General features: G+C 64.0%; 19 protein-coding genes and 1 tRNA gene. 10 read left to right on the forward strand and 10 right to left on the reverse strand.

Going from position 1 to position 26,216, the window contains the following annotated elements; translation table 11 throughout:
• Nucleotides 1–61 precede the first annotated feature (61 nt).
• Together FQK05_RS06565 and regB are read right to left on the reverse strand one after the other, a co-directional pair.
• A complete protein-coding gene (locus tag FQK05_RS06565) occupies nucleotides 62–1,909 on the reverse strand; it encodes a PAS-domain containing protein (protein WP_233270405.1) in 1,848 nt (615 codons plus the stop codon).
• A gap of 100 nt (nucleotides 1,910–2,009) precedes the next feature.
• Complete coding sequence (gene regB / locus FQK05_RS06570; RefSeq protein WP_158965109.1) at nucleotides 2,010–3,404, reverse strand: sensor histidine kinase RegB; 1,395 nt, start codon at nucleotides 3,402–3,404, stop codon at nucleotides 2,010–2,012.
• Nucleotides 3,405–3,518: 114 nt separating this feature from the next.
• Here regB and FQK05_RS06575 point away from each other — a divergent pair, with 114 nt between their 5' ends.
• Both FQK05_RS06575 and FQK05_RS06580 read left to right on the forward strand, forming a co-directional pair.
• Entirely contained in the window at nucleotides 3,519–4,139 is a 621-nt protein-coding gene (locus tag FQK05_RS06575) for an SCO family protein (RefSeq protein WP_158965111.1), read from the forward strand.
• 210 nt (nucleotides 4,140–4,349) lie between these two features.
• On the forward strand, nucleotides 4,350–4,904 hold the full coding sequence (locus FQK05_RS06580; RefSeq protein ID WP_158965113.1) for an ActR/PrrA/RegA family redox response regulator transcription factor: 555 nt from the start codon (nucleotides 4,350–4,352) through the stop codon (nucleotides 4,902–4,904).
• A gap of 205 nt (nucleotides 4,905–5,109) precedes the next feature.
• Here FQK05_RS06580 and FQK05_RS06585 read toward each other — a convergent pair whose 3' ends face one another.
• The 5 genes from FQK05_RS06585 to FQK05_RS06605 form a co-directional block, all read right to left on the reverse strand.
• Nucleotides 5,110–5,517, reverse strand: coding sequence for a SufE family protein (locus tag FQK05_RS06585; RefSeq protein ID WP_158965115.1), 408 nt, complete (start codon nucleotides 5,515–5,517; stop codon nucleotides 5,110–5,112).
• 139 nt (nucleotides 5,518–5,656) lie between these two features.
• Complete coding sequence (gene gltB / locus FQK05_RS06590) at nucleotides 5,657–10,192, reverse strand: glutamate synthase large subunit (protein WP_158965991.1); 4,536 nt, start codon at nucleotides 10,190–10,192, stop codon at nucleotides 5,657–5,659.
• A 219-nt stretch (nucleotides 10,193–10,411) separates the two neighbouring features.
• Nucleotides 10,412–10,852, reverse strand: coding sequence for a GFA family protein (locus FQK05_RS06595; protein WP_158965117.1), 441 nt, complete (start codon nucleotides 10,850–10,852; stop codon nucleotides 10,412–10,414).
• The gene (locus FQK05_RS06600; protein ID WP_233270406.1) at nucleotides 10,849–11,295 is read right to left on the reverse strand and encodes a GFA family protein; all 447 of its coding nucleotides are present in this window, start codon (nucleotides 11,293–11,295) and stop codon (nucleotides 10,849–10,851) included. The genes FQK05_RS06595 and FQK05_RS06600 overlap by 4 nt, the downstream gene beginning before the upstream one ends.
• Nucleotides 11,296–11,312: 17 nt before the next feature.
• The gene (locus FQK05_RS06605) at nucleotides 11,313–12,746 is read right to left on the reverse strand and encodes an NAD(P)-dependent oxidoreductase (protein ID WP_158965119.1); all 1,434 of its coding nucleotides are present in this window, start codon (nucleotides 12,744–12,746) and stop codon (nucleotides 11,313–11,315) included.
• Between the two features lie 310 nt (nucleotides 12,747–13,056).
• Here FQK05_RS06605 and FQK05_RS06610 point away from each other — a divergent pair, with 310 nt between their 5' ends.
• Together FQK05_RS06610 and FQK05_RS06615 are read left to right on the forward strand one after the other, a co-directional pair.
• Entirely contained in the window at nucleotides 13,057–13,872 is an 816-nt protein-coding gene (locus FQK05_RS06610; RefSeq protein WP_158965120.1) for an undecaprenyl-diphosphate phosphatase, read from the forward strand.
• 8 nt (nucleotides 13,873–13,880) lie between these two features.
• Nucleotides 13,881–14,417: a hypothetical protein gene (locus FQK05_RS06615; protein WP_158965121.1), complete on the forward strand. Its 537-nt coding sequence runs from the start codon at nucleotides 13,881–13,883 to the stop codon at nucleotides 14,415–14,417.
• 42 nt (nucleotides 14,418–14,459) lie between these two features.
• Here the strand turns inward: FQK05_RS06615 and FQK05_RS06620 are convergent, their stop codons facing one another.
• Nucleotides 14,460–15,452: a complex I NDUFA9 subunit family protein gene (locus tag FQK05_RS06620; protein WP_158965122.1), complete on the reverse strand. Its 993-nt coding sequence runs from the start codon at nucleotides 15,450–15,452 to the stop codon at nucleotides 14,460–14,462.
• A 214-nt stretch (nucleotides 15,453–15,666) separates the two neighbouring features.
• Here FQK05_RS06620 and FQK05_RS06625 point away from each other — a divergent pair.
• Nucleotides 15,667–15,753, forward strand: a tRNA-Leu gene (locus FQK05_RS06625).
• A 1,093-nt stretch (nucleotides 15,754–16,846) separates the two neighbouring features.
• Nucleotides 16,847–17,536: a sugar transferase gene (locus tag FQK05_RS06630; RefSeq protein ID WP_158965123.1), complete on the forward strand. Its 690-nt coding sequence runs from the start codon at nucleotides 16,847–16,849 to the stop codon at nucleotides 17,534–17,536.
• A gap of 127 nt (nucleotides 17,537–17,663) precedes the next feature.
• Here the strand turns inward: FQK05_RS06630 and FQK05_RS06635 are convergent, their stop codons facing one another.
• Nucleotides 17,664–18,410 carry a metallophosphoesterase gene (locus tag FQK05_RS06635; protein ID WP_158965124.1) on the reverse strand — a complete coding sequence of 249 codons (747 nt, stop codon included), beginning with the start codon at nucleotides 18,408–18,410 and terminating at the stop codon, nucleotides 17,664–17,666.
• Between the two features lie 199 nt (nucleotides 18,411–18,609).
• On the opposite strand from FQK05_RS06635, the gene FQK05_RS06640 reads away from it, so the two are divergent.
• The 4 genes from FQK05_RS06640 (at nucleotide 18,610) to FQK05_RS06655 (ending at nucleotide 23,677) form a co-directional block, all read left to right on the forward strand.
• The gene (locus FQK05_RS06640; RefSeq protein WP_233270440.1) at nucleotides 18,610–20,721 is read left to right on the forward strand and encodes a YjbH domain-containing protein; all 2,112 of its coding nucleotides are present in this window, start codon (nucleotides 18,610–18,612) and stop codon (nucleotides 20,719–20,721) included.
• A complete protein-coding gene (locus FQK05_RS06645) occupies nucleotides 20,718–21,383 on the forward strand; it encodes a YjbF family lipoprotein (RefSeq protein ID WP_158965126.1) in 666 nt (221 codons plus the stop codon). The genes FQK05_RS06640 and FQK05_RS06645 overlap by 4 nt, the downstream gene beginning before the upstream one ends.
• A 566-nt stretch (nucleotides 21,384–21,949) precedes the next feature.
• Complete coding sequence (locus tag FQK05_RS06650) at nucleotides 21,950–22,156, forward strand: hypothetical protein (protein ID WP_158965128.1); 207 nt, start codon at nucleotides 21,950–21,952, stop codon at nucleotides 22,154–22,156.
• 147 nt (nucleotides 22,157–22,303) lie between these two features.
• Nucleotides 22,304–23,677, forward strand: coding sequence for a polysaccharide biosynthesis/export family protein (locus tag FQK05_RS06655; protein ID WP_407644490.1), 1,374 nt, complete (start codon nucleotides 22,304–22,306; stop codon nucleotides 23,675–23,677).
• Between the two features lie 124 nt (nucleotides 23,678–23,801).
• On the opposite strand, the gene FQK05_RS06660 is transcribed toward FQK05_RS06655, so the two are convergent.
• Nucleotides 23,802–26,006: an NADP-dependent isocitrate dehydrogenase gene (locus FQK05_RS06660; protein WP_158965130.1), complete on the reverse strand. Its 2,205-nt coding sequence runs from the start codon at nucleotides 26,004–26,006 to the stop codon at nucleotides 23,802–23,804.
• Nucleotides 26,007–26,216: the final 210 nt, after the last annotated feature.

Consider the following 26,216-nt stretch of genomic DNA (forward strand, 5'->3'; position numbering starts at 1 on the left):
CGGTGGTTGCGTGCCGCAACCGCCTCGCCTCGGGCGATTCTTTGGGCCTGTGGACCGGGGGTCAGGGTTGCGGATCGGGCGGCGTTTCCGGCAAGCCGCCGGGGCGTTCGCGGCCGCGGGGCCGCGGCGAGGTGCTGCCCGGGACCTTCCCAGACTTGGCCGGGTGTGCGGCGGCGGGTCCCGGGTGGGCCGCCAGCATGGCGGAATGGATCGCGGGGGCCATGGTCAGGTCGGCATCGCCGCGGCTGCGGTTCGTCCGGACGAACCGCACCAGCGTGGCGCCGCCATGGATCGGGTAGACGCCGCACCACAGGGGCTCACCCGACCGCAGGTGGGCTGTGGCAGACCATTCCGAACGGTTTTCCCGCAAGGTGACGAAATCGCGGACATCGCCCCAGGCCGGGGTCGCCTTGCTGTGATCCTGCCAGACGCGGATTGCATCGACGATGGTGGTCTGGGCGAAGCTGCTTTCGGGATCCACCCCCCACAGCCGGCAATAGGCGGGGTTGGAAAAGGCCAGCATCCCGTCGGCGGTGAACACGGCCACGCCGTCTTCCAGCGAGTCGATGACCGACTGGCCCAGTTCCAGGTCCGACCGGAAGCGGCGTGTCAGCGTGACCTCGGCGGTGATATCCTCGAACAGGAAGGCCACGGCGCCGTCGGGATGTGGCCGTCCGCTGACCGAGAAGACCGACCCGGACGGCAAGCTCCAGGTTTCCTGGTAGCGGCCGTTGGCGGCGGCGGCCATCAGTTCGGACAGCTGTTGGCGCCAGGTGGAATAATCCTTGGGCTCCGGCATGACATTGCGGTCGCGCAACCGGTCGAAGAACGAAAACAGGTCCGGCCGTGCCGACAGGAATTCCGCCGGCAGCGCCGTCAGGTCGATCAGGGCGGGGTTGAACAGTGCCAGCCGCTGGTTCCGGTCGAAGATCGCCAGCCCGATGGACAGCTGCGCAAAGGTCTTGGCCAGGGTCTGAACGAAATTGCGCTGGGCGTATTCGGCGTTCACCACGGCGTTGATGTCATTGGCAAAGAACAAGGACCCCTCGCCGGCGACGACGCGGCTGATCTCGAACCAGAGCTTGGTATCGGTGCCCTTCGCTTCCAGCGCGTGCCGGACGGGCCGTCCGTCCGGGGTGCGGTCCAGCTTGGGCGGGAACAGCGGTCGGCTGCCGTCGTCGCAATCGCCGAAGACGCGGCGGCAGAGGGCCAGATAGGCCTCGTTCGACCAGACCACCGCGCCGTGCTTGTCGACCTGCCAGACCGGATAGGGCGCCTTTTCCGCGGCAAGACAGGCGGCGGTGACGCCACCCAGCGCTTCCAACAGCCCGGTGGCGCGTTTCGGGCCCACGACCCGGATCAGGATCCGGTGTGCCCAGCGGGCGAGGAACGTCGCGTCTTCGCCCGGCTGGGCACCGACCGACCGAAGACCGGGCGACCGCCGGTCCGCCGGTCCGCCAGTCCGCAGCCGGCGATCGCGGATTTCGACCCGGACCGCACCGTCCAGCCATTCATAGACGATTTCGCCCGGATCGTTCTGGACCCGGGCGATGCTGTGCAGCCGCCCGGCCTTTTCCACCATGCTTAAGGATTTGGGGACGCCGTTGAACCGGACGGTCAGGATCGATGCCAGGTCGGCCCAGATCACTTCGCCTTCGTCGGCCGACAGCATTTCCCGCATCGGGCCGGAGGCCCCGATCAGGTGACTGCCGTCAAAGAGAAACACCGACCCCTGCGCCCCGTCCGGTGCGGCAAGCGCCGAAGGCAGGGCCGCAACCCTGCGTCCCGGGCGCCGCAGCCGTTCGATCATGCAGCGGCCCGACGGCACCAGCCACGCAACCGCGGCCACGGCGCCCAGGGTGCAGGCCGCCGTCGTGATAATCAGTTCCGCGATCGCAATGGTATGCATCTGATCACCAGTCCTAGCCGTCGCTACGCCTTTTCAGACTGGCGCGCCGTAGTTAAGCCATGGTTAACGTCTGAAATGACGGTACGTCAGAGCTGTGTATTCACACCTCGATGGGCAAGTTTCGACCGGTCGGCACCTGGTTGCCTTCGGCCCGGGCGTCGATGGTACGACGGGGCCAGACGACCTCGACAATCGCACCGATCCGGTCGTCCGGGCTTTCGCCTGGCTGATAGGGGTCGGACCCGTTGGCGAAGGTCAATTCCGCCCCGGACCGTTCCAGCAGCGTCTTTGCAATGAAAAGGCCCAGCCCCATACCTTCGTATTCGGGCCGTTTGGTCGTGTCACGCTCGGTCCGTCGGCGGCGCATGAAGGGATCGCCGATCCGTCCGATCAGGTGCGGGGGATAGCCTTCGCCATCGTCCAGGATCCGGACCGAAATCGCTTCGGCCGACCAGGTGCTTTCGACCCAGACCCGCGCCGACGCGAAATCGACGGCGTTCTGGATCAGGTTCCGCAGGCCGTGAATGACCTCGGGTTTGCGCAGGACCGAAGGCTGGGGGCCGCCGGCGCCTTCGGGATCGTTCCGGATCTCGACCAGCTTGCCGCGGTGCATGTGCGGCTCGGCCGCCTCGGCCAGGACGGCGCTCAGCGGGGCCTGCCGCAGGTGCAGGTCGTCCTTCCCGGCACGGCCCATATCCCGCAGGATGTCGCGGCAGCGGTCGGCCTGTTCGCGGATCAGGGCCGCATCCTCGCGCAGGTCGGGCCAGTCTGCCAGCTCCTCGATCAGCTCGGACGAGGTCAGCTTGATCGTGGCCAGCGGCGTGCCCAGTTCGTGGGCCGCGGCGGCGACCACGCCGCCCAGATCGGTCAGCTTCTGTTCGCGTGCCAGTGCCATCTGGGTCGCGGCCAGCGCGTCGGCCATGGAATGCATCTCGGACGAGACGCGGCGGGAATAGACGCCAAGGAAGACAATGGCGATCAGGATCGCCGCCCAGTTGCCGAAGACGAAGAGGTCCGGCACCCGCAGGACAAAGCCCTGTGCCGTGCGAAGGGGAATGTGGTACTGCGCCAGCAGCGTGACCAGGATGATCGCCGTGCCGCCCACGATCAGCGTGGGCCGCAACCCCATCACGCTGGCGGAAATGGTGACCGGTCCCAGCACCAGCAGGGTGAAGGGGTTGTTCAGCCCCCCCGTCAGGTACAGCAGGAAGGACAGCTGCAGCAGGTCGAACATGACCATCAGAAAGTTTTCGGATTCCGACAGGCGCTTGTTTTCCGGGAAAACGAACATTGCGATCAGGTTGCCGATGGCGGAAATGCCCACCGCCAGGTAGCACAGGCCGAATTCCAGCCAGAGGTCGAACATGTACTGGGCGACAGTCAGCGCGGTGACCTGGCCCGCGATGGCGACCCAGCGAAGCAGGATCAGGGTACGCAGGCGGATCCAGTTGCTGCGGGCCTCTTCTGAAAGAAGACCCATCTTTATGTCGGGCATTGTGATCGGGCGTCCGGTTGCATCGGCTCCGGACAGTGATAGGTCTCCCGCAGGTCCGGATCAACCGCCGCTTTGACAGGATGTCGCAGGACCGGCCGAAAAGGAGCACGCCCCATGACCCGCCTCTATGCCATCCTTGCCGCCGTCGTCGTGGTGCTGTTCGTCGGAGGGATCTGGGCCCTCACCGCCTGGCCGCGGGAGGACGACCGGTTTGCCATGTGCCGCAACAGCGCGGTGGCCGGTGGCGGCGCGCTGGGCGGCCCGTTCGAGCTGGTGAACGCCAAGGGCGAGACGGTGACCGACGCGGAAGTGATCACCGAACCCTCGCTGGTCTATTTCGGCTATACGTTCTGCCCCGATGTCTGTCCGCTGGACACCGCCCGCAACGCAGAAGCCGTGGACGTGCTGGCGGATCGGGGCATGTCGGTGACGCCGGTCTTCATCTCGGTCGATCCGAAACGGGACACGCCCGAGGTGGTTGGCAACTTCGCCGAGGCGCTTCACGAGAAGATGATCGGCCTGACCGGCAGCCCGGAACAGGTCGCGGCAGCGTCCAAGGCCTATCGCACCTACTACAAGGCCCATGACGACGAAGGCGACGATTACTACCTGGTCGACCATTCGACCTTCACCTACCTGGTGCTGCCAGATGTCGGCTACGTCGACTTCTTCCGCCGGGACATGTCGCCGGAAGCCATGGCCGACGCGGTGGGCTGCTTCGTCGATCGGATGTGAGAGCCGTCCGGCGCACGGGGGTGGACCGGCGCTTCAGCCGGCCGCGCCCTCCCTGGCGGCGGATCGACCCGGCCGGGCGGGGCAAATGACCTGATTTGCAGCAAGACTTTCCTGCAACACAGGCTGGAGCGTGATGTTTGACCTTTCCGTGCCGCGGCGCCATAGTCCCGCCGAAATGCGGCATTGACGCGCAGGCAGAGGACCCCAGCCATGGCAGAGACCGCCCGTACCGACATCGGCCCGGACAAATCGCTTCTCCTCGTGGACGACGACGAACCGTTCCTGCGTCGGCTGGCCAAGGCCATGGAAAAACGCGGCTTCGAGATCGAGATGGCAGCCTCGGTCGCGGCCGGCAAGGCCATCGCCACGGCGCGGCCCCCGGCCTATGCCGTCGTCGACCTGCGGCTGGAAGACGGCAACGGGCTCGACGTGGTGGAAGTGCTGCGCGAACGCCGCCCCGATTCCCGCGTGGTCGTGCTGACCGGTTATGGCGCCATCGCCACGGCGGTCGCCGCCGTCAAGATCGGCGCCACCGACTACCTGTCGAAACCCGCGGATGCCACCGACATCTGCGATGCGCTGCTGACCCGCCCGGACGAGTTGCCGCCCCCGCCGGAAAACCCTATGAGCGCCGACCGCGTCCGCTGGGAACATATCCAGCGGGTCTACGAGCTCTGCGACCGCAATGTTTCGGAAACGGCGCGCCGCTTGAACATGCACCGCCGCACGCTGCAGCGGATCCTGGCCAAGCGCAGCCCGCGCTGAATGCCGGTGACGGCGGGGTGAACCCCCGCCCTACGCGGCCTTGATATTCACGATGAATGCCGGGCGTCGCGTTCGGGTCTCCCGTCGGACCGCCTCCGGCGGGAGTATTTGCGAAGAGAAGAAGCATGGCGCACGCCTGTTTCTTCTTCTCTTTTCAAATACCTCCAGGGGTGTGGGGACAGCGTCCCCACGCGACGGGGATCGTTCAGGCGGCGGCAGCCACCGAGCGGATCCGTTCGATCATGGCATTCAGGCCGTTCGAACGTTGGGACGAGAGGTTCGATTCCAGGTCGAGGCGCGCCAGTTCGGCCTTGGCATCGAGGCCGGGGACCTCTGCCACCGGCAGATCGTTGTAGAGCGCGCGGAGGACGGCGATCAGTCCGCGGACGATCATCGCGTCGCTTTCGCCGTCGAATTGGAAGCGCCCGTTCTCGATCTGGGGATGCAGCCACACCTGGCTGGCGCAGCCATGGACCTTGGTCGCCTCGACCTTCAGGGCCGGGTCCAGTGGGTCCATCGCCTTGCCCTGTTCGATGACATAGCGATAGCGGTCTTCCCAGTCCTCCAGGAATTCGAAATCTTCGACGATGGCTTCGAATGCCGGGCTGGCCATGGGAACTCCGTGCGCTTTGGGATGCGGTGCGGCACAGATAGGGCGGAATGACGCCGGCGTCACCCCCGGCAGGCGCCGGAAATGGCCGCATCGTGGCGCACGCCCGGCACCCTGGGGGCGCCGGACGACGTTCTCGCCGTTACTCCGCCGGAACTGCTTCGGCGGTGAAGCCCAGCGGGACTTTCAGATGCGGCAGCATCTCTTTCGGGCAGAGCTGCAGGAACAGGCCCTTCTCGACCTCCCAGTGCTGCAGGATCGAGGCAGCACGGCGGCTGCCGGTTTCCGCCGCATGGCGTTGGATCAGTTCTTCCAGCTGCGCTTCCCAGTGCGGGTCCGTGACCCGGCCCATGACCAGCGTGTCCGGGTTGACCAGACGGCGCACCTCGCCATCGGGGTCGTAGATATAGGCCATGCCGCCCGTCATCCCTGCCCCGAAATTGGCGCCGATCCGCCCCAGGATCACGGCCACGCCCCCGGTCATGTATTCGCACCCGTTCGTGCCGCAGCCTTCGACCACGACCTTCGCACCCGAGTTCCGCACCGCAAAGCGTTCGCCCGCACGGCCGGCAGCAAAGAGGAAGCCGTCGGTCGCCCCGTAAAGAACCGTGTTGCCGATGATCGTGTTCTCGTCCGCAATCAGCGGGCTGACCTGCGGCGGACGCACGATGATCGTGCCGCCAGACAGGCCCTTGCCGACATAGTCGTTGGCATCGCCCGACACCTCGATCCGCAGGCCGGGTGCCGCGAAGGCGCCCAGGGACTGGCCGGCAGAGCCCTGCAGCTTGACTGTCAGGTGGTCCGGCTGCAGTCCGTTGTTGCGCATGCCGAAGCGGCGCACCAGTTCGGACGAGGTCCGCGTGCCCACCGTGCGGTGCGTGTTCTGCACCGCATAGTAAAGCTGCATCTTCTCGCGGTCTTCCAGGAACCGGCTGGCATCCTTGACGATCTGGGCGTCCAGCGTGTCGGGCACCGGATTCCGCGGCTTGTCGCGGTTGTAGACGATCTTGGACGCGCCATCGACCGTGATCAGCAGCGGGTTCAGGTCCAGGTCATCGAGATGCGCGGCCCCGCGCGACACCTGCGCCAAGAGGTCCGCCCGGCCGATCACCTCGTCCAGCGACCGCGCGCCGATCTCGGCCAGCAGTTCCCGGACTTCCTGCGCGTAGAAGGTGATCAGGTTCACCACCTTGTCTGCATTGCCGGTGAACTTCTCTCGCAGGCGCGGGTCCTGGGTGCAGACGCCCACCGGACAGGTGTTCGACTGGCACTGGCGCACCATGATGCAGCCCATCGCGATCAGCGCGGCGGTGCCGATGCCGAATTCCTCGGCCCCCATCATCGCCGCCATGACGATGTCGCGCCCCGTGCGAAGACCGCCATCGGTCCGCAGCGTGACCCGGTCGCGAAGCTTGTTCATCGCCAGGACCTGGTGCGCCTCGGTCAGGCCCATTTCCCAGGGCAGGCCCGCATGCTTGATCGACGTCGCGGGCGAGGCGCCGGTGCCGCCATTGTGGCCCGAAATCAGGATCACGTCGGCCTTGGCCTTGGCCACGCCGGCGGCGATGGTGCCCACGCCCGAAGACGCCACCAATTTCACCGTCACCTTGGCGCGCGGGTTGATCTGTTTCAGGTCATAGATCAGCTGCGCCAGGTCCTCGATCGAGTAGATGTCGTGGTGCGGCGGGGGGCTGATCAGCGTCACGCCCTTGGTCGAGTGCCGCAGCCGGGCGATCAGGTCGGTGACCTTCATGCCCGGAAGCTGGCCGCCCTCGCCGGGCTTGGCGCCCTGAGCCACCTTGATCTCAAGCTCTTCGCAGTGGTTCAGGTACTCGGCGGTCACGCCGAACCGGCCCGATGCCACCTGCTTGATCTTGGCCGACGGGTTGTCGCCGTTGGCCTCCGGAACGAAATGCGCCGGATCTTCGCCGCCCTCGCCGGAATCCGACTTGGCTCCGATCCGGTTCATGGCGACGTTCAGCGTCTTGTGCGCCTCTGGGCTCAGCGCACCCAGGGACATGCCCGGCGTCACGAAGCGCTTGCGGATCGAGGTGATCGATTCCACCTCTTCCAGCGGGACCGGGCGGCCCAGCGGCTTGATGTCCAGCAGGTCGCGCAGATGGATCGGCGGGTTGTCACGCAGAAGCTTGGAATAGGTCTTCCAGATCTCGAAGGATCCGCGCGACACGGCCGATTGCAGCAAGTGCATGGTCGTCGCTTCCCAGGCGTGCTTTTCGCCGCTGGCCCGCGCCTTGTAGAATCCGCCGATGGGCATGATGTCGGTGCCCGACGTCCAGCCGCGCTTGTGGATCTCTTCCGCCTTGTGCTGGATACCCGTCACGCCGATGCCGGAAATCCGGCTGGTCATGCCCGGGAAAAATTCCGCGACCATGGCGCGGCTAAGACCCACGGCTTCGAAGTTCAGCCCGCCGCGATAGGACGAGATGACGGAGATCCCCATCTTCGACATGATCTTCAAGAGACCCTGGTCGATGGCCTCGCGGTAGCGGGATACAGCCTCGGTCAGGGGGCCGTCCAGCAGGCCGCGGCGAATGCGTTCGGCGATGGAATCCTCGGCCAGGTAGGGGTTCACGATGGTGGCGCCGCAGCCGATCAGCACCGCGAAGTAATGCGGATCGATGCATTCGGCGGCGCGGACGTTCAGCGAACAGAAGGTCCGAAGCCCGTTCCGCGTCAGGTGCGAGTGCACGGCGCTGGTGGCCAGGATCATCGGCATGGCGATCTTGCCGTCGCCCGACTTGTGATCGGTCAGGACAAGGTGACCTGCGCCCGAACGCACGGCATCCTCGGCCTCGGCCCGGATCCGGTCAAGCCCCTTGCGGAGAGCACCCGTTCCGGCCTCGAAGGTGCAGTCGATCTCGACCAGGGGCGCGTTGAACTGTTCGACCAGCCTGTCCCACTGGGCGTTGCCCACGAAGGGGCTCTCCAGAACGATGATCTCGGTCTGGCTGCTGTCTTCGTCCAGCACGTTCTTCAGGTTGCCGAACCGCGTCTTCAGGCTCATCACCCGGAATTCGCGCAGGCTGTCGATCGGCGGGTTGGTCACCTGGCTGAAGTTCTGCCGGAAGAAGTGGCTGAGCGGACGGTACTGCTTGGACAGGACCGCGGGCGGCGTGTCGTCTCCCATCGATGCCAGGGCTTCCTTCGCGTCCTCGACCATGGGCGACAGGATCTGCTCCAGGTCTTCCATGGTATAGCCGGCCGCGATCTGCCGCTTGCGCAGCTCCTCGCCTTCGAACAGCGGCGTTTCCACGGCCTTGGCCAGTTCGGCGTCGGCATCGTTGATCTTGCCGACCCAGTCGCCGAAGGGCTGCGCCGCCGCCAGCTTGTCCTTGATGTCGGCATCGTGGAACAGCGTGCCCGTGGCCATATCGACGGCGATCATCTGGCCAGGGCCAAGCGCGCCCTTCTCGACGACCGATGCTTCTTCCGGCGGGACCATCCCGGCCTCGGAGCCGGCGATCAGCAGGCCGTCGCCCGTCACGACATAGCGCATCGGACGCAGACCGTTCCGGTCAAGCCCGGCGCAGACCCACCGTCCGTCGGTCATGGCAAGGGCCGCGGGACCGTCCCAGGGCTCCATGACCGAGTTGCAGTAGGAATACATGTCCCGCCAGGCGTCCGACAGTTCGACCGCCTGCTTGGACCAGCTTTCCGGGACCAGCATCGTCTTGGCCATGGGCGCGGACCGGCCGGCGCGCACCAGGACCTCGAACACGGCATCGAGTGCCGCGGAATCGGACGATCCCTGCGGGATGATCGGCTTGATCTCCTCGGCGAGGTCCCCGAACGTGGCAGAGGCCATGCGGATCTCGTGGCTCTTCATCCAGTTGACGTTGCCCTTCAGCGTGTTGATCTCGCCGTTATGGGCCAGCATGCGGAAGGGCTGCGCCAACCACCATTGCGGGAAGGTGTTGGTCGAATAGCGTTGGTGATAGATCGCGAAGGCGCTTTCGAACCGCGGATCCATCAGGTCGGGATAGAAGACGGCAACCTGTTCGGCCAGCATCATGCCCTTGTAGATGATCGACCGGCAGGACAGCGAGGCGAGGTAGAGGCTGGAAATGCCTTCCGCCTGCGCCGCCTTCTCGATCCGGCGGCGGATGACATAGAGCTCGCGCTCGAAGGTTTCCTCGTCCACGCCCTTGGCGTTCGAAATCAGGATCTGCTCCATCTCTGGCCGGGTGGCATTGGCCTTCTCGCCCAGGCAGGTGATGTCGACGGGAACGTGGCGCCAGCCATAGATATAGTAGCCCATCCGCAGGACTTCGCGCTCCACGATGGTCCGGCAGGATTCCTGTGCGCCGAAATCGGTGCGCGGCAGGAAGACCTGGCCTACGGCGAACAGCTCGTCCATACGCGGCTCGTGCCCGGTGCGCTTGATCTGGTCATAGAAGAAGGCCACCGGCAACTGGACGTGGATGCCCGCGCCATCGCCGGTCTTGCCGTCAGCATCGACCGCGCCGCGGTGCCAGATCGCCTTCAGCGCCTCGATGCCGGACTCGACCACCTTGCGGCTTTTCTGACCGTCGATGGAGACCACAAGACCGACGCCGCAGGACGAATGCTCGTCTTCTGGGGAATACATGCCGTATTCCGCCATCCACTTGCGCTTCTCTTCCTCGGCCCGGACCCAGGCTTCGTTATATTCCACCATCATCGACCTCCTTCGCTGGCTGGCCGCACCCGCAGTGCGACGTGGCCCGCTCGCTCAAACCTGTCCTCCGGGGACGGGGGCGCCGCCCCCGCCCGGGCCTTCCGGCCCGGACTCCCCCGGAGGTATTTTCAAAGAGAAGAAGCACCGGACGCGCGCCCCCTTCTTCTCTTTCCAAATACCTCCCGCCGGAGGCATCCGACGCTGCGGCGCTGGCCGCGGTCAGTTGCCTTCAGGCGCGATCCCGAAGGCCGCCATCACCTGGGCCTCGGTCATCTTCTTCGTGTCGCCGGCAAAGGCGTGGCCCGAGGGCTTCGAGTCTATGTAGATCTCGGTCGTCAGCGTCAGGCCTTCGAGGCTGTCGAGAGAGCCGCCGGCCATGCTCAGGAAGCCGGCCGCGGGGCCGTCGCCGACGGTCCGGTAAAACAGGCTGGACCCGCAGGTGCCGCAGAAGCCGCGTTCCGCCCAGTCCGAGGACCTGTAGGTGCGTATGTTCTCTGCGCCTTCCCAGGTGACGCTGTCGGGGGGCGTGTCGAAGCCGAACTCCACCCCGCCCGAGAACTTGCGGCACATTCCGCAATGGCAGGCATCGTAATGGTCCGGCGCCTGCACCAGCGTGTAGCGGACCGCGCCGCAAAGGCATCCGCCCGTAGTGCAGATCATGACGGCGACTCCTCGTAGGAAAAGCGGCGGCGGGCCTCTTCCGCGGTCATGCGGGTGTGCTCGCCGGCGATGGCAAAGCTGTCCGGGGCCATGTCGACATAGATCTCGCCCCGAAGGTCGAAGCCCGAAGTATCGTCGAAAAGGCCGATCGGCACCTCGTAGTTGCCCTTGTGCGGACCTTCCGCCGTCACCCGATACCAGAGATGGCCGCCGCAGCGGTCGCACCAGGCGCGTTCGGCCCAAGACGAGGACTGGTAGCGGCGGATCAGGCTTTCGCCGGTCCAGGTGATGTCTGCCTCGGGGACCGAGACGGCAACGAAGGCCGTGCCCGTCCAGTGCTGGCACATCCCGCAATGGCAGGCACCGTAGTCACGGCGCACGCCGCGAGCGGCGAAACTCACCGCCCCGCACAGGCATTGCCCCGATCTGTCGATGCCGCTCATCGCGCCCCGTGCTCCGCTTACTCGGCCGCGACCGCGGCCCTGGCGTCCAGGTCCTTCAGCAGGGCCGCCGCGCAATCGCGCCCGTCGCGGATCGCCCAGACGACCAGAGAGGCGCCGCGGACGATGTCGCCCACTGCGTAGACCCCAGGCAGCGCCGTGCGCCCGGACGTGAATTCCGCCTTAACCGTGCCCCAGCGGGTCACTTCCAGCGCGGGTTCGTCCCAGAGCGCCGGCAGGTCCTCGGGCTCGAAGCCCAGGGCCTTGATCACCAGCTCGGCCGGTTCGACATAGTCGGCGCCTTCCATCGGCACCGGCGACTGCCGGCCGGTCGCGTCCGGCGGCCCGAGGCGCATCTTCTGCACCATCACGCCCGACACCGCATCGCCGGCAAAGCCCTTGGGCGCCGACAGCCATTCGAAGATCACGCCTTCTTCCTCGGCGTTCTGCACCTCGCGCTGCGAGCCCGGCATGTTGGCCCGGTCGCGGCGATAGAGGCATTTCACGCTGACCGCGCCCTGGCGGATCGAGGTGCGGACACAGTCCATGGCTGTGTCGCCGCCGCCGATGACGACGACGCGCTTGCCCTTGGCATTCAGAGTGCCGTCCTCGTATTCCGGGACGGTGTCGCCGAAGGACACGCGGTTCGAGGCGGTCAGGAAATCGATGGCGCGGACGATGCCGGCGGCCCCCGATCCCGGCCCTTCCAGATCGCGCGATTTGTAGACGCCGGTCGCGACGATCACGGCGTCATGTTTGGCGCGGATATCGGCAAAGGTCATGTCCTTGCCCACGTCGCAATTCATAACGAAGGTCACGCCGCCCTGTTCCAGCTGGTCCATGCGCCGCATCACGACGTCCTTTTCCAGCTTGAAGCCGGGGATGCCGTAGGTCAGCAGACCGCCGCCGCGGTCGTAACGGTCATAGACCGTGACCTGCAGACCGGCACGGCGCAGCATGTCGGCCGCCGCCAGCCCGCCGGGGCCCGCGCCGATGATGCCCACGCTTTCGGGGCGTTCCTGGGCCGGGGACGGCGGCTTGACCCAGCCTTCTTCCCAGGCGGTGTCGGTGATGTACTTTTCCACCGCGCCGATGGTGACGGTGCCATGGCCCGACTGTTCGATGACGCAGGAGCCTTCGCACAGGCGGTCCTGCGGGCAGATGCGGCCGCAGATCTCCGGGAAGGTGTTGGTCGCCTGCGAGACCTTGTAGGCCTCTTCCAGCCGGCCGGTCGCGGTCAGGCGCAGCCAGTCGGGGATGTTGTTCTGCAGCGGGCAGTGGTTCTGGCAATAGGGCACGCCGCATTGCGAACAGCGCGACGACTGTTCCTTCGCCTTGGCATCGGCGAATTCGGCATAGATCTCAAGGAAATCGCCGCGGCGCGCCTCGGCTGCCCGCTTTTCGGGCATGTCGCGGGTCACGTCGACGAATTTCAGCATCGGCTCCTTGGCCACGGCATTCCTCCTTATCGGCCGTCTGGCGCCGGTCCGATCCTGAATTGATCGCGTACCGGCCCTAACCTGGCCCTCAGTCATCCCCGGCGCAAAGGCCCTGTGATTTCCCGGTCTATTAGACGCATTCCGACGATATGAAAAGTCAGTACTTATGACCTAAATAGCGAAAAATACTCGCCTGGCGCCGCCGCTGATCGAAAAAGGTTGAAAATTAGGTTTCAAACCGGACCCAACAGCAAGCTTTCCTTTTTCTGGCAAGCGCCTATACCTCGACCGCGAGGGAGATTGCACGAACGAGGTCCGGTCGTCTATGTCGTTGTTTCAACTGATACTTGTCGCAGTCATCCAGGGCATTACCGAGTTTCTTCCGATCTCGTCCTCTGGTCACCTGATTCTGTTGCCCGGCCTGACCGGGATGGAAGATCAAGGACAGGTGATCGACGTCGCGGTCCATGTGGGGACGCTTTTCGCGGTTGTGCTGTATTTCTGGGCAGACGTGAAAGTTGCGCTGATCGGGACCGGGCGCATGCTGACCGGCCGTCTGGACACGCCGGGCGCGCGGCTGGCACTGCAACTGGTCGTGGCTACGATTCCGGTGATCGTCGCGGGCTTCATCCTCCATGAAACCGGGCTGTCGGACGCGATGCGGTCGGTCAAGACCATCGCCTGGACGACGCTGGTCTTCGGCGTGGTGCTGTACGTCGCCGACCAGTGGGGGGCGACCGACAAGGGTGCCGGGGACTGGACCGTGGGCCGGGCCCTGATCGTCGGGCTGTTGCAGGCGGTGGCTCTGATCCCCGGGACCTCGCGGTCGGGGATCACCATGACCGGCGGCCGGATGCTGGGCTTCAACCGGCACGAGGCGGCGCGCTTTGCCATGCTGATGTCGATCCCGACGATCATGGCGTCTGGTCTGCTGCTGGGGATGGACGTCGTGAAGGACGCCGACGTCTCCATGGCCAAGGACGCGGCCATCGCGGCGGTCTTTGCCTTCATCTCGGCCCTGCTGGCGCTGTGGGGGATGATGAAGATGCTCGAAAAGATCAGCTTCACGCCTTACGTCATCTATCGCCTGGTCCTGGGCGCCTTCCTGCTGGTCTACGTCTACGTGTTCCACGCGGCATGACAGGACGGGTGACCATCCGAGCGGCCCTTGCTCTGGCGGCGCTGCTGATCGGCGGCGCCCCGGCCCTGGGGCAAAGCATCGGGCGGCCTGTCCGGCCGCTGCTGCCGATCGTGAAGGTTGAAAACGAACCCGTCATGCGCGGAATCGATGCGCTGATCTTGTCGTTCCGCATCATGGGCCCGGCCATGCCGCCCCCGGTCGACGGAGAGCAGCCCAAGCCCAACTTCGCCTTCGTCGCCGGCGAGGGCTATATCGTGGGCGGTCACCCGACAGAGAAAAGCGTGGCCATCTTTCCCGAGCCGCTGCGCGAAGTGATGATGGCCCAGGACGCGGGTGCGCAGACCTGCGTGCTGCGGGAACTCAAACTGGACGATGGGACCACCGGCGTACTGACGGTGTCGGACCTGGATCCGGCGCGGCTGGATCTGACCTATGCCTGTTTCACCGGGGCGCTGTGGTGGCACACCTATGGAAACCTGGGCGGTTTCCAGGGCCTCGACTGGCGCGAGGCACTGGGCACGATCTACAAGCATATTTCCGGCTAGGGGCGGACCCCGGCCCGAAGGCGGGGATCGGAAAGTGGGGGATCAGACCCCGTCGGTCCGCATGCGCTTGGCGCTTTGCTGGATATCGTTGAACTGGCCGGCGGGGCGATAGACCCACATGTATTCTGGCAGCACTGCGTCCATCGCCGTGGGTTCGATGCCCAGATCGGCAAAGCCCCTGGCCCCTTCGGCCACGACATTGTCCGATTTCAGCATCCGCAGCTGATCGCGGGTCAGGACGCCATTCGACACGATGCCGAAGGTCGCCTTTTGCAGCATGTCGAAGCCCCAGGCCATCATCTGGGCCAGGACCATCGGCAGCGGCAACCGCGGACGGTTGCGGCGGATGGTTTCGATTACCTTGCCGAACAGATCGTACATCGACAGCGTTTCCGGCCCGCCCAGCTCATAGACGCCGGGCGCCACGTCACTGGTCACCGCCTTTTCCACCGCCGCGGCGACATCGTCGACATAGACCGGCTGAAGCATGGTGCCGGAGGCCACGATCGGCACGATCGGCGCGCAGGTTGCCAGCCTGGCGAATCGGTTCATCAACCCGTCTTCCGATCCGAAGATCACCGAAGGTCGCAGGATCACGGCGCCGGGCATCGACACCAGCACGCCGTCCTCGCCTTCCGCCTTGGTGCGGGCATAGTGGCTGTGGCTTTCCGCATCCGCGCCGATGGCGGAGACATGGACCATCTTGGTAATTCCGGCCTCGGCCGCCAGACGGGCGATGCGCGCGGCGCCTTCGGACTGGACGGCGTCAAAGGTCTGGGCGCCGGATTCGTTCAGGATACCCACGCAGGACACAACCGCATCGGCGCCATGCATGACAGAGGCGACGGATGCGTCGTCACGGATATTGCACAACACCGGTTCGACCTGGCCAACGACACCATAGGGACGGACGAAGATCGCCTCGTTCGGGTGGCGGCAGGCCACCCGGACACGCCAGCCGGCCTTGGCCATGCGTCGTGCGACGTAGCGGCCGACAAAGCCCGACCCGCCGTAGATCGTCACCATCTTGGACATCGCGCGCTCCCTTGTGGCTTGAAGCTCAGACTTCGGCTTAGCTGGCCGAACGCCATGGAACAAGACGCAAAAACGCCGCGACAGGCCGGGCGGCAGTTTGCGACGGGCCGGATTTCAGGACTTTTCACGGCCCGCGAAAAAACTTCGCGAAAGGGTGTGAAAATCCGGTTGACGCCCCCCGCAACGACGCGTAAATCCCCGCCTCACACCACCTGCCCAGGTGGCGGAATTGGTAGACGCGCTGGTTTCAGGTACCAGTGGCTTAACGGCCGTGGAGGTTCGAGTCCTCTCCTGGGCACCAAGTCTTCTTCGACGTTGTCATTGAAGATCTGGTTCGGGACGGGCCGGCGGAAACGCCGGCCCTCCCCCGGTTTTTTCTATACAATGCGCCCCCATGTCCCTCTGGATCTCCCTCTCGACAGATGTCTGCGGGCAGACAGAGACGTGTGCGATCCTTTGACTGGATTGCACTGTTTCCTGGGTCTTGAACTTGGATACCAGTAAACGATCCCGGACCTTGTGAATGACGTGGCCCGGCATGGGGCAGCCGCTCTCCTTTGGGTGGTTGGGTCCTGACCGGTATTCGGACAGCCCGGAGCACCGGAGAAGGGTCCCGGAAGCTGGCCGCGCGCCTCTTGCGGGACAGCGCCGGCGGATCGGCGCCGGTCTCCTGTTCGGGACTTGAAAAATGCGGACGGAAACGCCAGCAAGGCGGCGGCGACGCGCGTGCCACGCGAGGTCCGAGTCGCCAGCCATGTTTCCCGGGACCGTGGAACACGTCCTGGTTGCTGTCAGGAAATGAAATGTCAGGCGCTGCAGTCCGCCAATGCTGCAAGTGCACAATCGCCTGCACCTTGAGCCTGCCTGGAATCGCCGATATCGAACTTTTTCCTCCGTGCGTGCCGGGGATTCGTCAAAAAATGCGATTATAACAGGCATATTTGCTCTGATCGCCTGATTGATTCGCTTTGCGGTTCAGATTTTTGCTCAAAAGTTGTGCGAAAGGCGGGAACCCGCTGGTCTACTTATCGGGCTTTATGAACATTTTCTGAATGTACTCGCCCGCAATTGGTGCATTCCGTCAATTAAGAACAACCTAAGGATTATCTCCAGGCAGGCAGACCCTTGCAGCCATGACCAGGAAAGTGATTGATTGACAAGGGTTTGCTTGAAATTTTCGTAGAGTGCCTGACAGTCCGGCGTCGGCGCGGGAAACCGCACAAATTTCTGACAGGTTCCAAAAGGTTTGCGCAAGGCAGGATCTCCGGCACTTTGCAGGCGCAGCGTCATGCGTTAACAAAGCGTAAATCATGGGTTCCGCCTCGGCTACGTCGACAGCAAGGACCGATGAACCTGCTTAAACAGATATTCGAGTGATTTTAGGGATCGTAACAATGTCAGCTGCACATACCGCCGATTTCGACAAGATCTCAAACCAAGCTGTCCAGTCCGCAGTTTCTGAAAGTGAACGGGCATTTTACCCGCGGTTTGGTAAACGAGTCATGGACATCGTCTTGGCTCTGGCTCTTCTTCCTGTTCTTCTCCCGGTCATCCTGGTGCTTTGGGTCCTTGTGCGGCGCGACGGCGGTGCCGGATTCTTCGGCCATCGCCGCATCGGACAAAACGGCCGGGTGTTCCGTTGCTGGAAAATCCGCACGATGGAAGTCGATGCCGAAACCAAGCTGATCCGTTACCTGGCCGAAAATCCGGATGCAGCGCTGGAATGGGAGCGGGACCGCAAGCTTGAAAACGATCCGCGTATCACGAGCGTGGGGCGCTTCCTGCGCAAGACCAGCCTGGACGAGCTGCCCCAGATCTGGAATGTGCTGAAAGGCGACATGAGCTTTGTCGGCCCGCGTCCGATTGTGCGCTCGGAAATGAACAAGTACGGCGTCTACCGCGATGCCTACAAGACCATGAGACCTGGGATCACCGGCCTGTGGCAGGTGTCCGGCCGCAACGACATCAGCTATGATGAGCGGGTCGAACTGGACCTGCAGTACATGAAGACAGTGTCTCTGCGGAAGGACTTGGAACTGGTCGTGAAGACCGGCACCGCCGTCCTGGGCCGTACAGGAAAGTAAGTTTTGCCTCTCGGACATGCGAAGGGCCGTGCCGGACAGTTGTCGGCGCGGCCCTTTCCGTTACGGCGTTGCAGGCACGCTCAGCGGTGCTTCGGTCGGCTCCGCGATGCAATCCGCGACCTGCCGCCTAGGCAGTGATGTACTGAACCGATCCGTCGCCGACCCAGGCCGCCGACAGACGCCCGGTGGCATAGGCACCTGAATCCGTCGGAATGCAGCCATTTTCCACCTCCAGCGTCTCCTGGATCACGTGACCATGCACGACCCAGATGCCGTCGGTGCGCAGCGTTGTGCCGAATTCAGGGTGTCCCCACAGCAGCGTTTCTTCGGGCTGCAGTTGCATTGGTAGTTCAGGATCCGCCGCTGCATGAACCACCGCAACATTTCCAGTTTGCCAAATCAGGGGAAGGTTGCGAAGCCAGTCCGGGATCTCTCCCATCTGCTCGACAAGCGCGTCCCGGGCGGCATACCAGTCTTCTTCGGTGGCATCGCTGCCGGTCGGCGGGGCCACCCGGTAGCTGGAACAGGTCTGAAGCCCGCCATGACGCATCCACCAGGCGCCATGTTCAGCCGGATCGTCCAGGAACATCAGCAGCATCTCTTCGTGGTTTCCCCGCAGGAACACCGCCGAATCGTCTTCCTTGCTCAGGGAATGCAGCCGTCTGTGGACCATCGCGCTGTCTTCGCCGCGGTCGGCATAGTCGCCGACGAAGACCTTTCGGCCCGGCAGACCGGACTCTTGGATCCTTTCCAGCAGTGCGGCCAGCTTGAAGTCGCAGCCATGGATGTCTCCAATGGCAAAAAACGGCTCACCTGGGTTGATTGGAGCGTCGAATGTGGGCTTGTTGCCACGCCGGCCGAAAAGAAATCGCATGAGCAGGAAATAGAAGGTTTGACTGGCATTTCCAAGACAGCAAAACCGGAGTCTGAAAAACGACGACGCCTATGCCGCAGTTCTTCCACTGCCAGGGAAACGCTATACAGGCCTACGGGCCGCTTGCGGCAGGGTGCCAGACATTCGGGGGAATGAATTGCAAGCCAATCGACGACATCGGCTGAGGACGTGCGCCGTGATGGCGGCAGTCGCGATGTCATCGGCCTTGCCGGACACCGGTGCCGCGGACCCCGTCACCTGGGCACGGCCGACGCTTAGCTTCATGGGCGTTCCGGGCGTGATCGACATGCCGTCGGCGCACCAGATGGAAGAAGGCGACCTTAGCTTCGCGTTCAACTCCATCGGCAGCGACATCCAGCGGATCACCCTGGCGTTCCAGTTCACGCCGCGGTTCTCGGGCGTGTTCCGCTATGGTCGGATCTATAACTTCTTCGATAACGATGCCGGCTTCTATGACCGCAGCTTCGACTTGCGCTACATGCTGGCGGAAGAGGGCCAGTTTGCACCGGCCGTCACCGTAGGGCTGCAGGATATCGGCGGCACGGGTATCTATGCCTCGGAATACCTGGTCGCGGCCAAGACCTTCGGCCGGTTGCGCGCAACCGCGGGGATGGGCTGGGGTCGTCTGGGGTCCTACGACGGGTTCTCCAACCCGCTCGGAGTTTTCGGAAACTACTTCAAGACACGCCCTGGCCAAACCGGCGGCATCAACCAGACCGGCCGTCTGGACGCCGGCAGTTGGTTCCGTGGTGACGCGGCCGTGTTCGGTGGCCTTGAGTACCGTTACTCAAACAAGCTGAGCTTCTCGGCCGAATACTCGTCTGACGCATATAGCCAGGAGCAGTCGCGGATCGATTTCAAGCACCGGTCGCCGCTCAACTTCGCGGTTAACTACAGGCTGAGCGACGATTTCGACGTCCGCGCGGCCTATCTTTACGGCAGCGAAGTCGGAATCCAGCTGAGTTATGTCTTCAATGCCAAGCGGCCGCTGAAATACGAAGGCGGACTGGACAATGCGCCGGTTCCGGTGCGGGTCCGGCCGGCCGGATCTGCCCGGGATCTGGGCTGGACGTTGCAGCCCGAGGCCCGTTCTACCTATGAAAAGGCGATCGACGCTGCACTGACCGCCGAAGGCTTTACCTTCGAGGCCCTGAAGCTGGAGCCGCACGTTGCCTATCTGCGTTTCCGCATGGGCTCGACCTTCTATACCGCACAGGCGGTCGGACGGATCTCCCGGATCATGACCCAGGTCCTGCCGGATTCGATCGACAAGTTCGTCATCGTGCCGGTCTCTTTCTGGGGCCAGCCTGCCTCGCAGGTGGTGATCAACCGCAGCGACATAGAAGAGCTGGAGTTCGCACCGGACGGCGCGTGGGAAACCTTTGCCCGGGCCCAGATCAGGGACATCTTCCAATCGGATGTCGACCTGCAGTTCCCGACCAACACCTTCCCAAGCTTCGACTGGGGCGTGTCCCCTTACCTGTCGATGGCCTTCTTCGACCCCGACAATCCGCTCAGGGTCGACTTCGGGATCCAGGCCAGTGCGCGCTATGAACCCTCGGAAGGCGTTGTCCTGTTCGGCCAGCTTCAGGCCAAGCTGCTGGGCAACCAGAGCGACCTGCCGCCCTCGAACTCGGAAATCCAGCACGTCCGGTCCGACTACAATCTCTATGCCCAGCAGGGCGAGGTCGCGATGACCGAGCTGACTGCGGCCAAGTACTTCCGACCGGGTGAAAACATCTATGGCCGCGTGACCGGCGGCTATCTGGAACCGATGTATGCCGGTATCTCGGGCGAGGTGCTATGGAAGCCCGTGGACAGCCGCGTCGCCTTCGGGGCGGAACTGAACTATGTCCAGCAGCGGGACTACAACCAGCGCTTCGGCCTTCTGGACTACAAGGTCGCCACCGGGTTCCTGTCGGCCTATCTCGAGGGGACAAAGGGCTTTTATTACGAACTGGACGTGGGCCGCTATCTGGCGGGGGACTGGGGCGCGACGCTGTCGATCGACCGGGTCTTCGACAACGGCATCCGGGTCGGCGCCTTCGCGACGTTGACGGACGTACCTTTCGACCAGTTCGGCGAAGGCTCGTTCGACAAGGGCATCGTCGTGGATATTCCCTTTGCCACGATTTTCGGCCGGTCCAGCGACCAGACACTGAACCGTACCATTCGCCCGGTTCTGCGGGACGGCGGTGCGCAGCTGGATGTGTCCGGGCGCCTCTTCGAGTCGGTCCGCAAATTCCACCAGCCTGGACTTGAACGCGATTGGGGGCGGTTCTGGAGATGATACGCGCAGGTATCCGGAGCATAATCATTGCGGCCAGCCTTGCCGCGGCGCTGGCGGGGTGCGACGTAATCGAGGGCGACGGCATTGTCGGGCAGACGCTGACAAGCTATCGCGCCTCGCGCCAGAACAAGGGCCTGGATCTTCGCAAGTCGATCACGCCAGCAGCGGTCGAGGCGACGGGCGAGCCGGTGATCTTTGTCGAGGTGCCCAACCGCGAAGCCCAGGCCTTCCTGGGGCTTCGGGGGCGGAACGGCCCGAACGATACCTGGCTGACCAACGACAATATCTCGATCAGCTACAATGACGGCGTCATCGTCGCGACGCGGGGGCTGGGCTCGGATGTGATGACCGTCGACGTGTCCGAGGTTCTGCCGGCCATCCGGGGACGGCGATCCGAGGCGATGCGCGTCAACCGCTATCTGAACGGCGAAGGGCACATCGTGCCCGAGGTCTATTTCTGCGACTATGCCCGGACGCCTGGTGTCGTGGCCGACACTGCGCTGGGGCCCAGGTCCTCGACCAAGATTGTCGAAGTCTGCCAGGGCCGGGAAAGAACCTTCGAGAATATCTACTGGTACGCACCGGGCGGCAAGCCGCTGATGAGCCGGCAATGGATCAGCGAAACGAACCAGTACGCGCTGACCGAATTTCTGAACAACTGAACCTGACAGGCGCAGGCCGGCAGGTGGTGCCGTTAACATTTTTCGAATTTCGGAAACTTCGGATGCCGGCCCGTCCATGCCGACGTCGACGCGCGCCTATCGAACCCCTGCCGGCCATGGTGATTCGTCCGATCCGCGGGGTGCGCACCGGTTTCGGGGCATCGATTCGCTGAAATGTCTGCCCGACCGGCCGAAATTGTTGCTAATGGGATACCATTCCCGAAAGATCGACGGAACTTCGGCCCGTTTCGCTTTCCCTGTATCAATCGGGCCTGCGTGCGGGGGAATCCAGGCGGGAAACACGGGATATCGGTCAACTATTGGGCATAGCGGGTCCTGGTGATCGAATCTTGAAGATTTCATGAACAAAGTCGCGCGGATATCCGCGCATGCAAGGCAGTTTTTCCGGTTTGGCGCCATGCCGTACTTGTCCGTTAAAGCCATTGATAATAAAACGATTTCATAGCCAGATACTATTTTCACACATAGCATGCTGCACGTGCAAAGGCCTTGCTTGAAGATCGTGGATATATTAACGTTTGGTTAGTTCATTTTGGAGGCTCGACATGAAGAAATCCATCATTGCAGGCGTTCTGGCGAGCGCTCTGGCACTTTCCGGTACCGTTGCTTCGGCTCAGGGCACTGGTGGCGCAACGCTGCTGGGCGGCGGGGCAGGTGGCCTGTCCACCGGCGCGATCGCAGGCATCATTGCAACCACGATTGTCGTGGGTGTCGCTGTTGGTGACTCGAGCAGCAGCAACAGCACCAACTAACTCGGTACGCTGAGACACAATACTGAAGAGGGCGGGCCTGCATCAGGTTCGCCTTTTTTGTTGCGGCGTCTTCCCGGAGCATGGAGGCGCGCATCGAATCCGATTATGGTTTTAGCAAATCGAACGACGGGAATGCTGAGGCGTGGCATGAAGAAAATGGAACTCCGAGCCTTGCTGGCGTGCGCACTGGTTTTTCTGGGTGGATGTGACATCGTCTATTTCTCGCCCAAGGTTAACCCGCTTTCGACGAACGGTTCCAAGGTTCGGGTGGTGGCGATGACGCCAGAGAGCGTGATGCTCGCGAACCAGTCCACCTACAGCCCGAAGGAACTGCCTTCGGTCTTCTTTGCGACCGCAGGGGGTGCCCAAGCCGCGCGCGCGGCCGAGCGTCTGCCGGACAGCGTGGTGGATGAACGCAACCGGCCGGCCTTCCTCGCGACCCGTCTCCCGCCGCCGGTAAAACAACACCCCTATACGATCGGCGTCGGCGACGTGCTGGTGTTGGCGACGCCGCAGGGCGGAAACACAGTGGAACAGCTTACGGGCCTTCTGGCAGCGCAGAATGCCAGGCAGGGCTATACCGTGCAGGACGACGGATCGATCGCGATTCCGAACGTCGGTCGCGTACAGCTGGCCGGCCTGACACTGGAACAGGCCGAATCCGAGCTTTTCCGACGCCTTGTCGACAATCAGATCGACCCGACGTTCAGCCTGGAAATCTCGGAATTCAAATCCAAGAAGGCAGCGATCGGTGGCGCCGTGGCCCACCCAACGGTTGCACCGATTACTTTGACGCCGCTTTACCTGGATGCAGCGCTGGCCGCGGCCGGCGGGATCACTGTGTCCGACCTCGACTATGCATCGATCAGGATCTACAGGGACGGTCAGTTGTACCAGATCCCCCTGAGCGAACTCTATTCGAACAGGGGCATGCAGAAGATCCAGCTGATCGACGGGGACAGCGTTTTCGTCGATACCGAGTACGAGCTGGACAAGGCGCAGACCTATTTCGACCAGCAGATCCGCCTGGCTGTCACACGTCAGAACCTTCGAACCGCGGCCCTCGATGAAATGCGCCATGCGGTCGAGATCGTGCGAAGCAACCAGCAGGATGCCCGGGGCAATTTCGAAAAGCGCGACAGTTACGGGGCGGTCGACCGCGACTATGTCTACCTGACAGGCGAAGTCGGTAAGCAGTCGCGGTACGCGCTGCCCTTCAACCGCAAGGCCTTCCTTGCGGATGCCCTGTACGATTCCGGCGACGGCGTTCCGACGCGGACCGCCAACGTCAAGCAGATCTATGTGCTGCGGGGGTCACCGGATCCGCGGGAATTCGGTGCCGTCACCGCGTGGCAGCTGAACGGGCGGGATGCGTCGAACTTCGTGCTGACCACGCGGTTCGAACTGCGCCCGAATGACGTGATCTTCGTCGCCGAACAGCCGGTCACGAAGTGGAGCCGCGTGATCACCCAGATCACCCCGTCGCTCATCACCTCGACTGCGGCTGGCGTGGCCGACTGATAGGGGGCTGTCCTGGCCCCGCGCCGGGACATCGACCGACACGAAAAAACCCGCCGCTGGCATCCAGCGGCGGGTTTCCTTTTGTCCCGGGGGGGGCGGCGCCCTCAGGCGCCGATTGTCAGGCTCAGCCGATGATCGCGTTCAGCGAGGCAGACGGGCGCATGACCGCCGCGGTCCTTTCCGGATCCGAGTGATAATAGCCACCCAGGTCCACCGGCTTGCCCTGCACGGCGGCCAGTTCGGCCAGGATGTCCGCTTCCTTCTCGGCCAGCGCGGACGCGACGGGGGCGAAGTGGGCTGCCAGGTCCGCGTCGCTGGTCTGCGCGGCCAGGGCCTCGGCCCAGTAACGCGCAAACCAGTAGTGGCTGTCGCGGTTGTCGGGCTCGCCCACCTTGCGGCTGGGGCTGCGGTCGTTGTCCAGGATGCCTTGCGTCGCCACGTCGACGGCCTCGCCCAGCACGCGGGCCTTCTCGTTCCCCTTGGCGTCGGCAAGGAACTTGAAGCTCTCGCCCAGGGCACAGAATTCGCCCAGGGAGTCCCAGCGCAGGTGGTTTTCCTCGACCAGCTGCTGCACGTGCTTCGGCGCGGACCCGCCGGCTCCGGTCTCGAACAGGCCGCCGCCGTTCATCAGCTTAACGATCGACAGCATCTTGGCCGAAGTCGCCAGTTCCAGGATCGGGAACAGGTCGGTCAGATAGTCGCGCAGCACGTTGCCGGTGATGGCGATGGTGTTCTCGCCCTTGGTGATCGTCTCCAGCGACGCGATGGTGGCTTCGCGCGGCGCCATGATCTCGAACTTGTCGGCGACGCCCCTGGCTTCCAGGATCGGTTTCACCTGCTCGATCAGCTGAGCGTCGTGGGCGCGGGCCGCGTCCAGCCAGAAGATCGCGCGGTAACCGGTGGCCGCCTGACGGTCGATGGCCAGGTTCACCCAGTCCTCGATCGGCGCCTTGCGGGCCGAAGACGACCGCCAGATGTCGCCGGCTTCCACGCCTTGCGAATGCAGCACGGTGCCGTCGTCCAGGATCATCTTCACGGTGCCCGCTTCCGGGATCTCGAAGGTGGTCGGGTGCGAACCGTATTCCTCCGCCTTCTGCGCCATCAGGCCGATGTTCTGGACCGTACCGGCGGTGGCCGGGTTCAGCTTGCCGTTGGCCTTGAAGAATTCGATCGTCGCGTCATAGACAGGGGCATAGCAGTTGTCCGGGATCACGCAGTTGGTGTCGTGCTCCTTGCCGTCCGGACCCCAGCCCTTGCCGCCGGCGCGGATCAGCGCCGGCATCGAGGCGTCGATGATCACGTCCGACGGGACATGCAGGTTGGTGATGCCCTTGTCGGAATTCACCATGTACATCGGCGGCTGCGCGGCCATCACGGCGTCGATTTCGGCCTTGATCTCGGGCTTGTCGGCGACGCGGGCCAGCAGGTCGCCCAGGCCGGAATTCGGGTTCACGCCGGCGGCCTTCAGTTCCGCGCCGTACTTGTCGAAAACCGGCTTCAGGAAGGCCTTCACGGCATGGCCGAAGATGATCGGGTCCGAAACCTTCATCATCGTGGCCTTCATGTGAAGCGAGAACAGCGTGCCCTCTTCCTTGGTCTTGGCGATTTCGTCCAGCAGGAAGGCATCCAGCTTGGCCGCGCTCATGAAGGTCGCGTCGACGACGGTGCCGGCCGGGTACTTGATGCCGTCCTTCAGGACCGTCTCGCCACTTGCGGTTTCCAGCACGATCTTGGCGGTCGCGGCCTTGTCCAGCGTGGCCGAAACCTCGTTCGAGAAGAAGTCGCCGCCGTCCATCGCCGCCACGCGGGTCTTCGACGCCGAGGTCCACTCGCCCATGCGGTGCGGGTTGGCCTGGGCGAATTTCTTGACGGCGATGGCGGCCCGGCGGTCCGAGTTGCCTTCGCGCAGGACCGGGTTCACGGCCGATCCCTTGATCGCGTCATACTTGGCGCGGACGGCTTTTTCCTCGTCGGTCGCGGGCTCTTCCGGGTAATCCGGAAGAGCATAGCCCTGGGCCTGCAGCTCCTTGACCGCGGCCACCAGCTGCGGGACCGAGGCCGAGATGTTCGGCAGCTTGATCACGTTGGCTTGCGGAGTCTTCACCAGTTCGCCCAGCTCAGCCAGGTCGTCCGACTGGCGCTGCGCTTCGGTCAGCGCTTCCGGGAAGGTAGCGATGATGCGGCCGGCCAGCGAGATGTCCTTGGTGCCGATGGTCACGCCGGCGGCGGACGCAAAGGACCGGATCACCGGCAGGAGCGAGGCCGAGGCCAGCTCGGGCGCTTCGTCGACCTTGGTGTAGATAATGTCGGGGATGTTCGAATCAGCCATGTTTTCCACGCCTCTGGTAAGTCCGTGGTGGCATATCCCGATGTGAGTCAATCGTCTACCGCGCGGATCCCCGCAGGCGGCAGTGGGGGGCGCTGCCCCCCGTCCGCCCGTCCCGGGCGGCCCCCCCCGGAAGTATTTGTGAAGAGAAGAAGCCTGGCACGAGGCCCTTGTTTCTTCTCTTTCCAAATACTCCCGCCGGAGGCGGCGCGC

Origin of the sequence: Chachezhania sediminis, assembly GCF_009765275.1 — a bacterium.
GTDB lineage: Bacteria > Pseudomonadota > Alphaproteobacteria > Rhodobacterales > Rhodobacteraceae > Chachezhania > Chachezhania sediminis.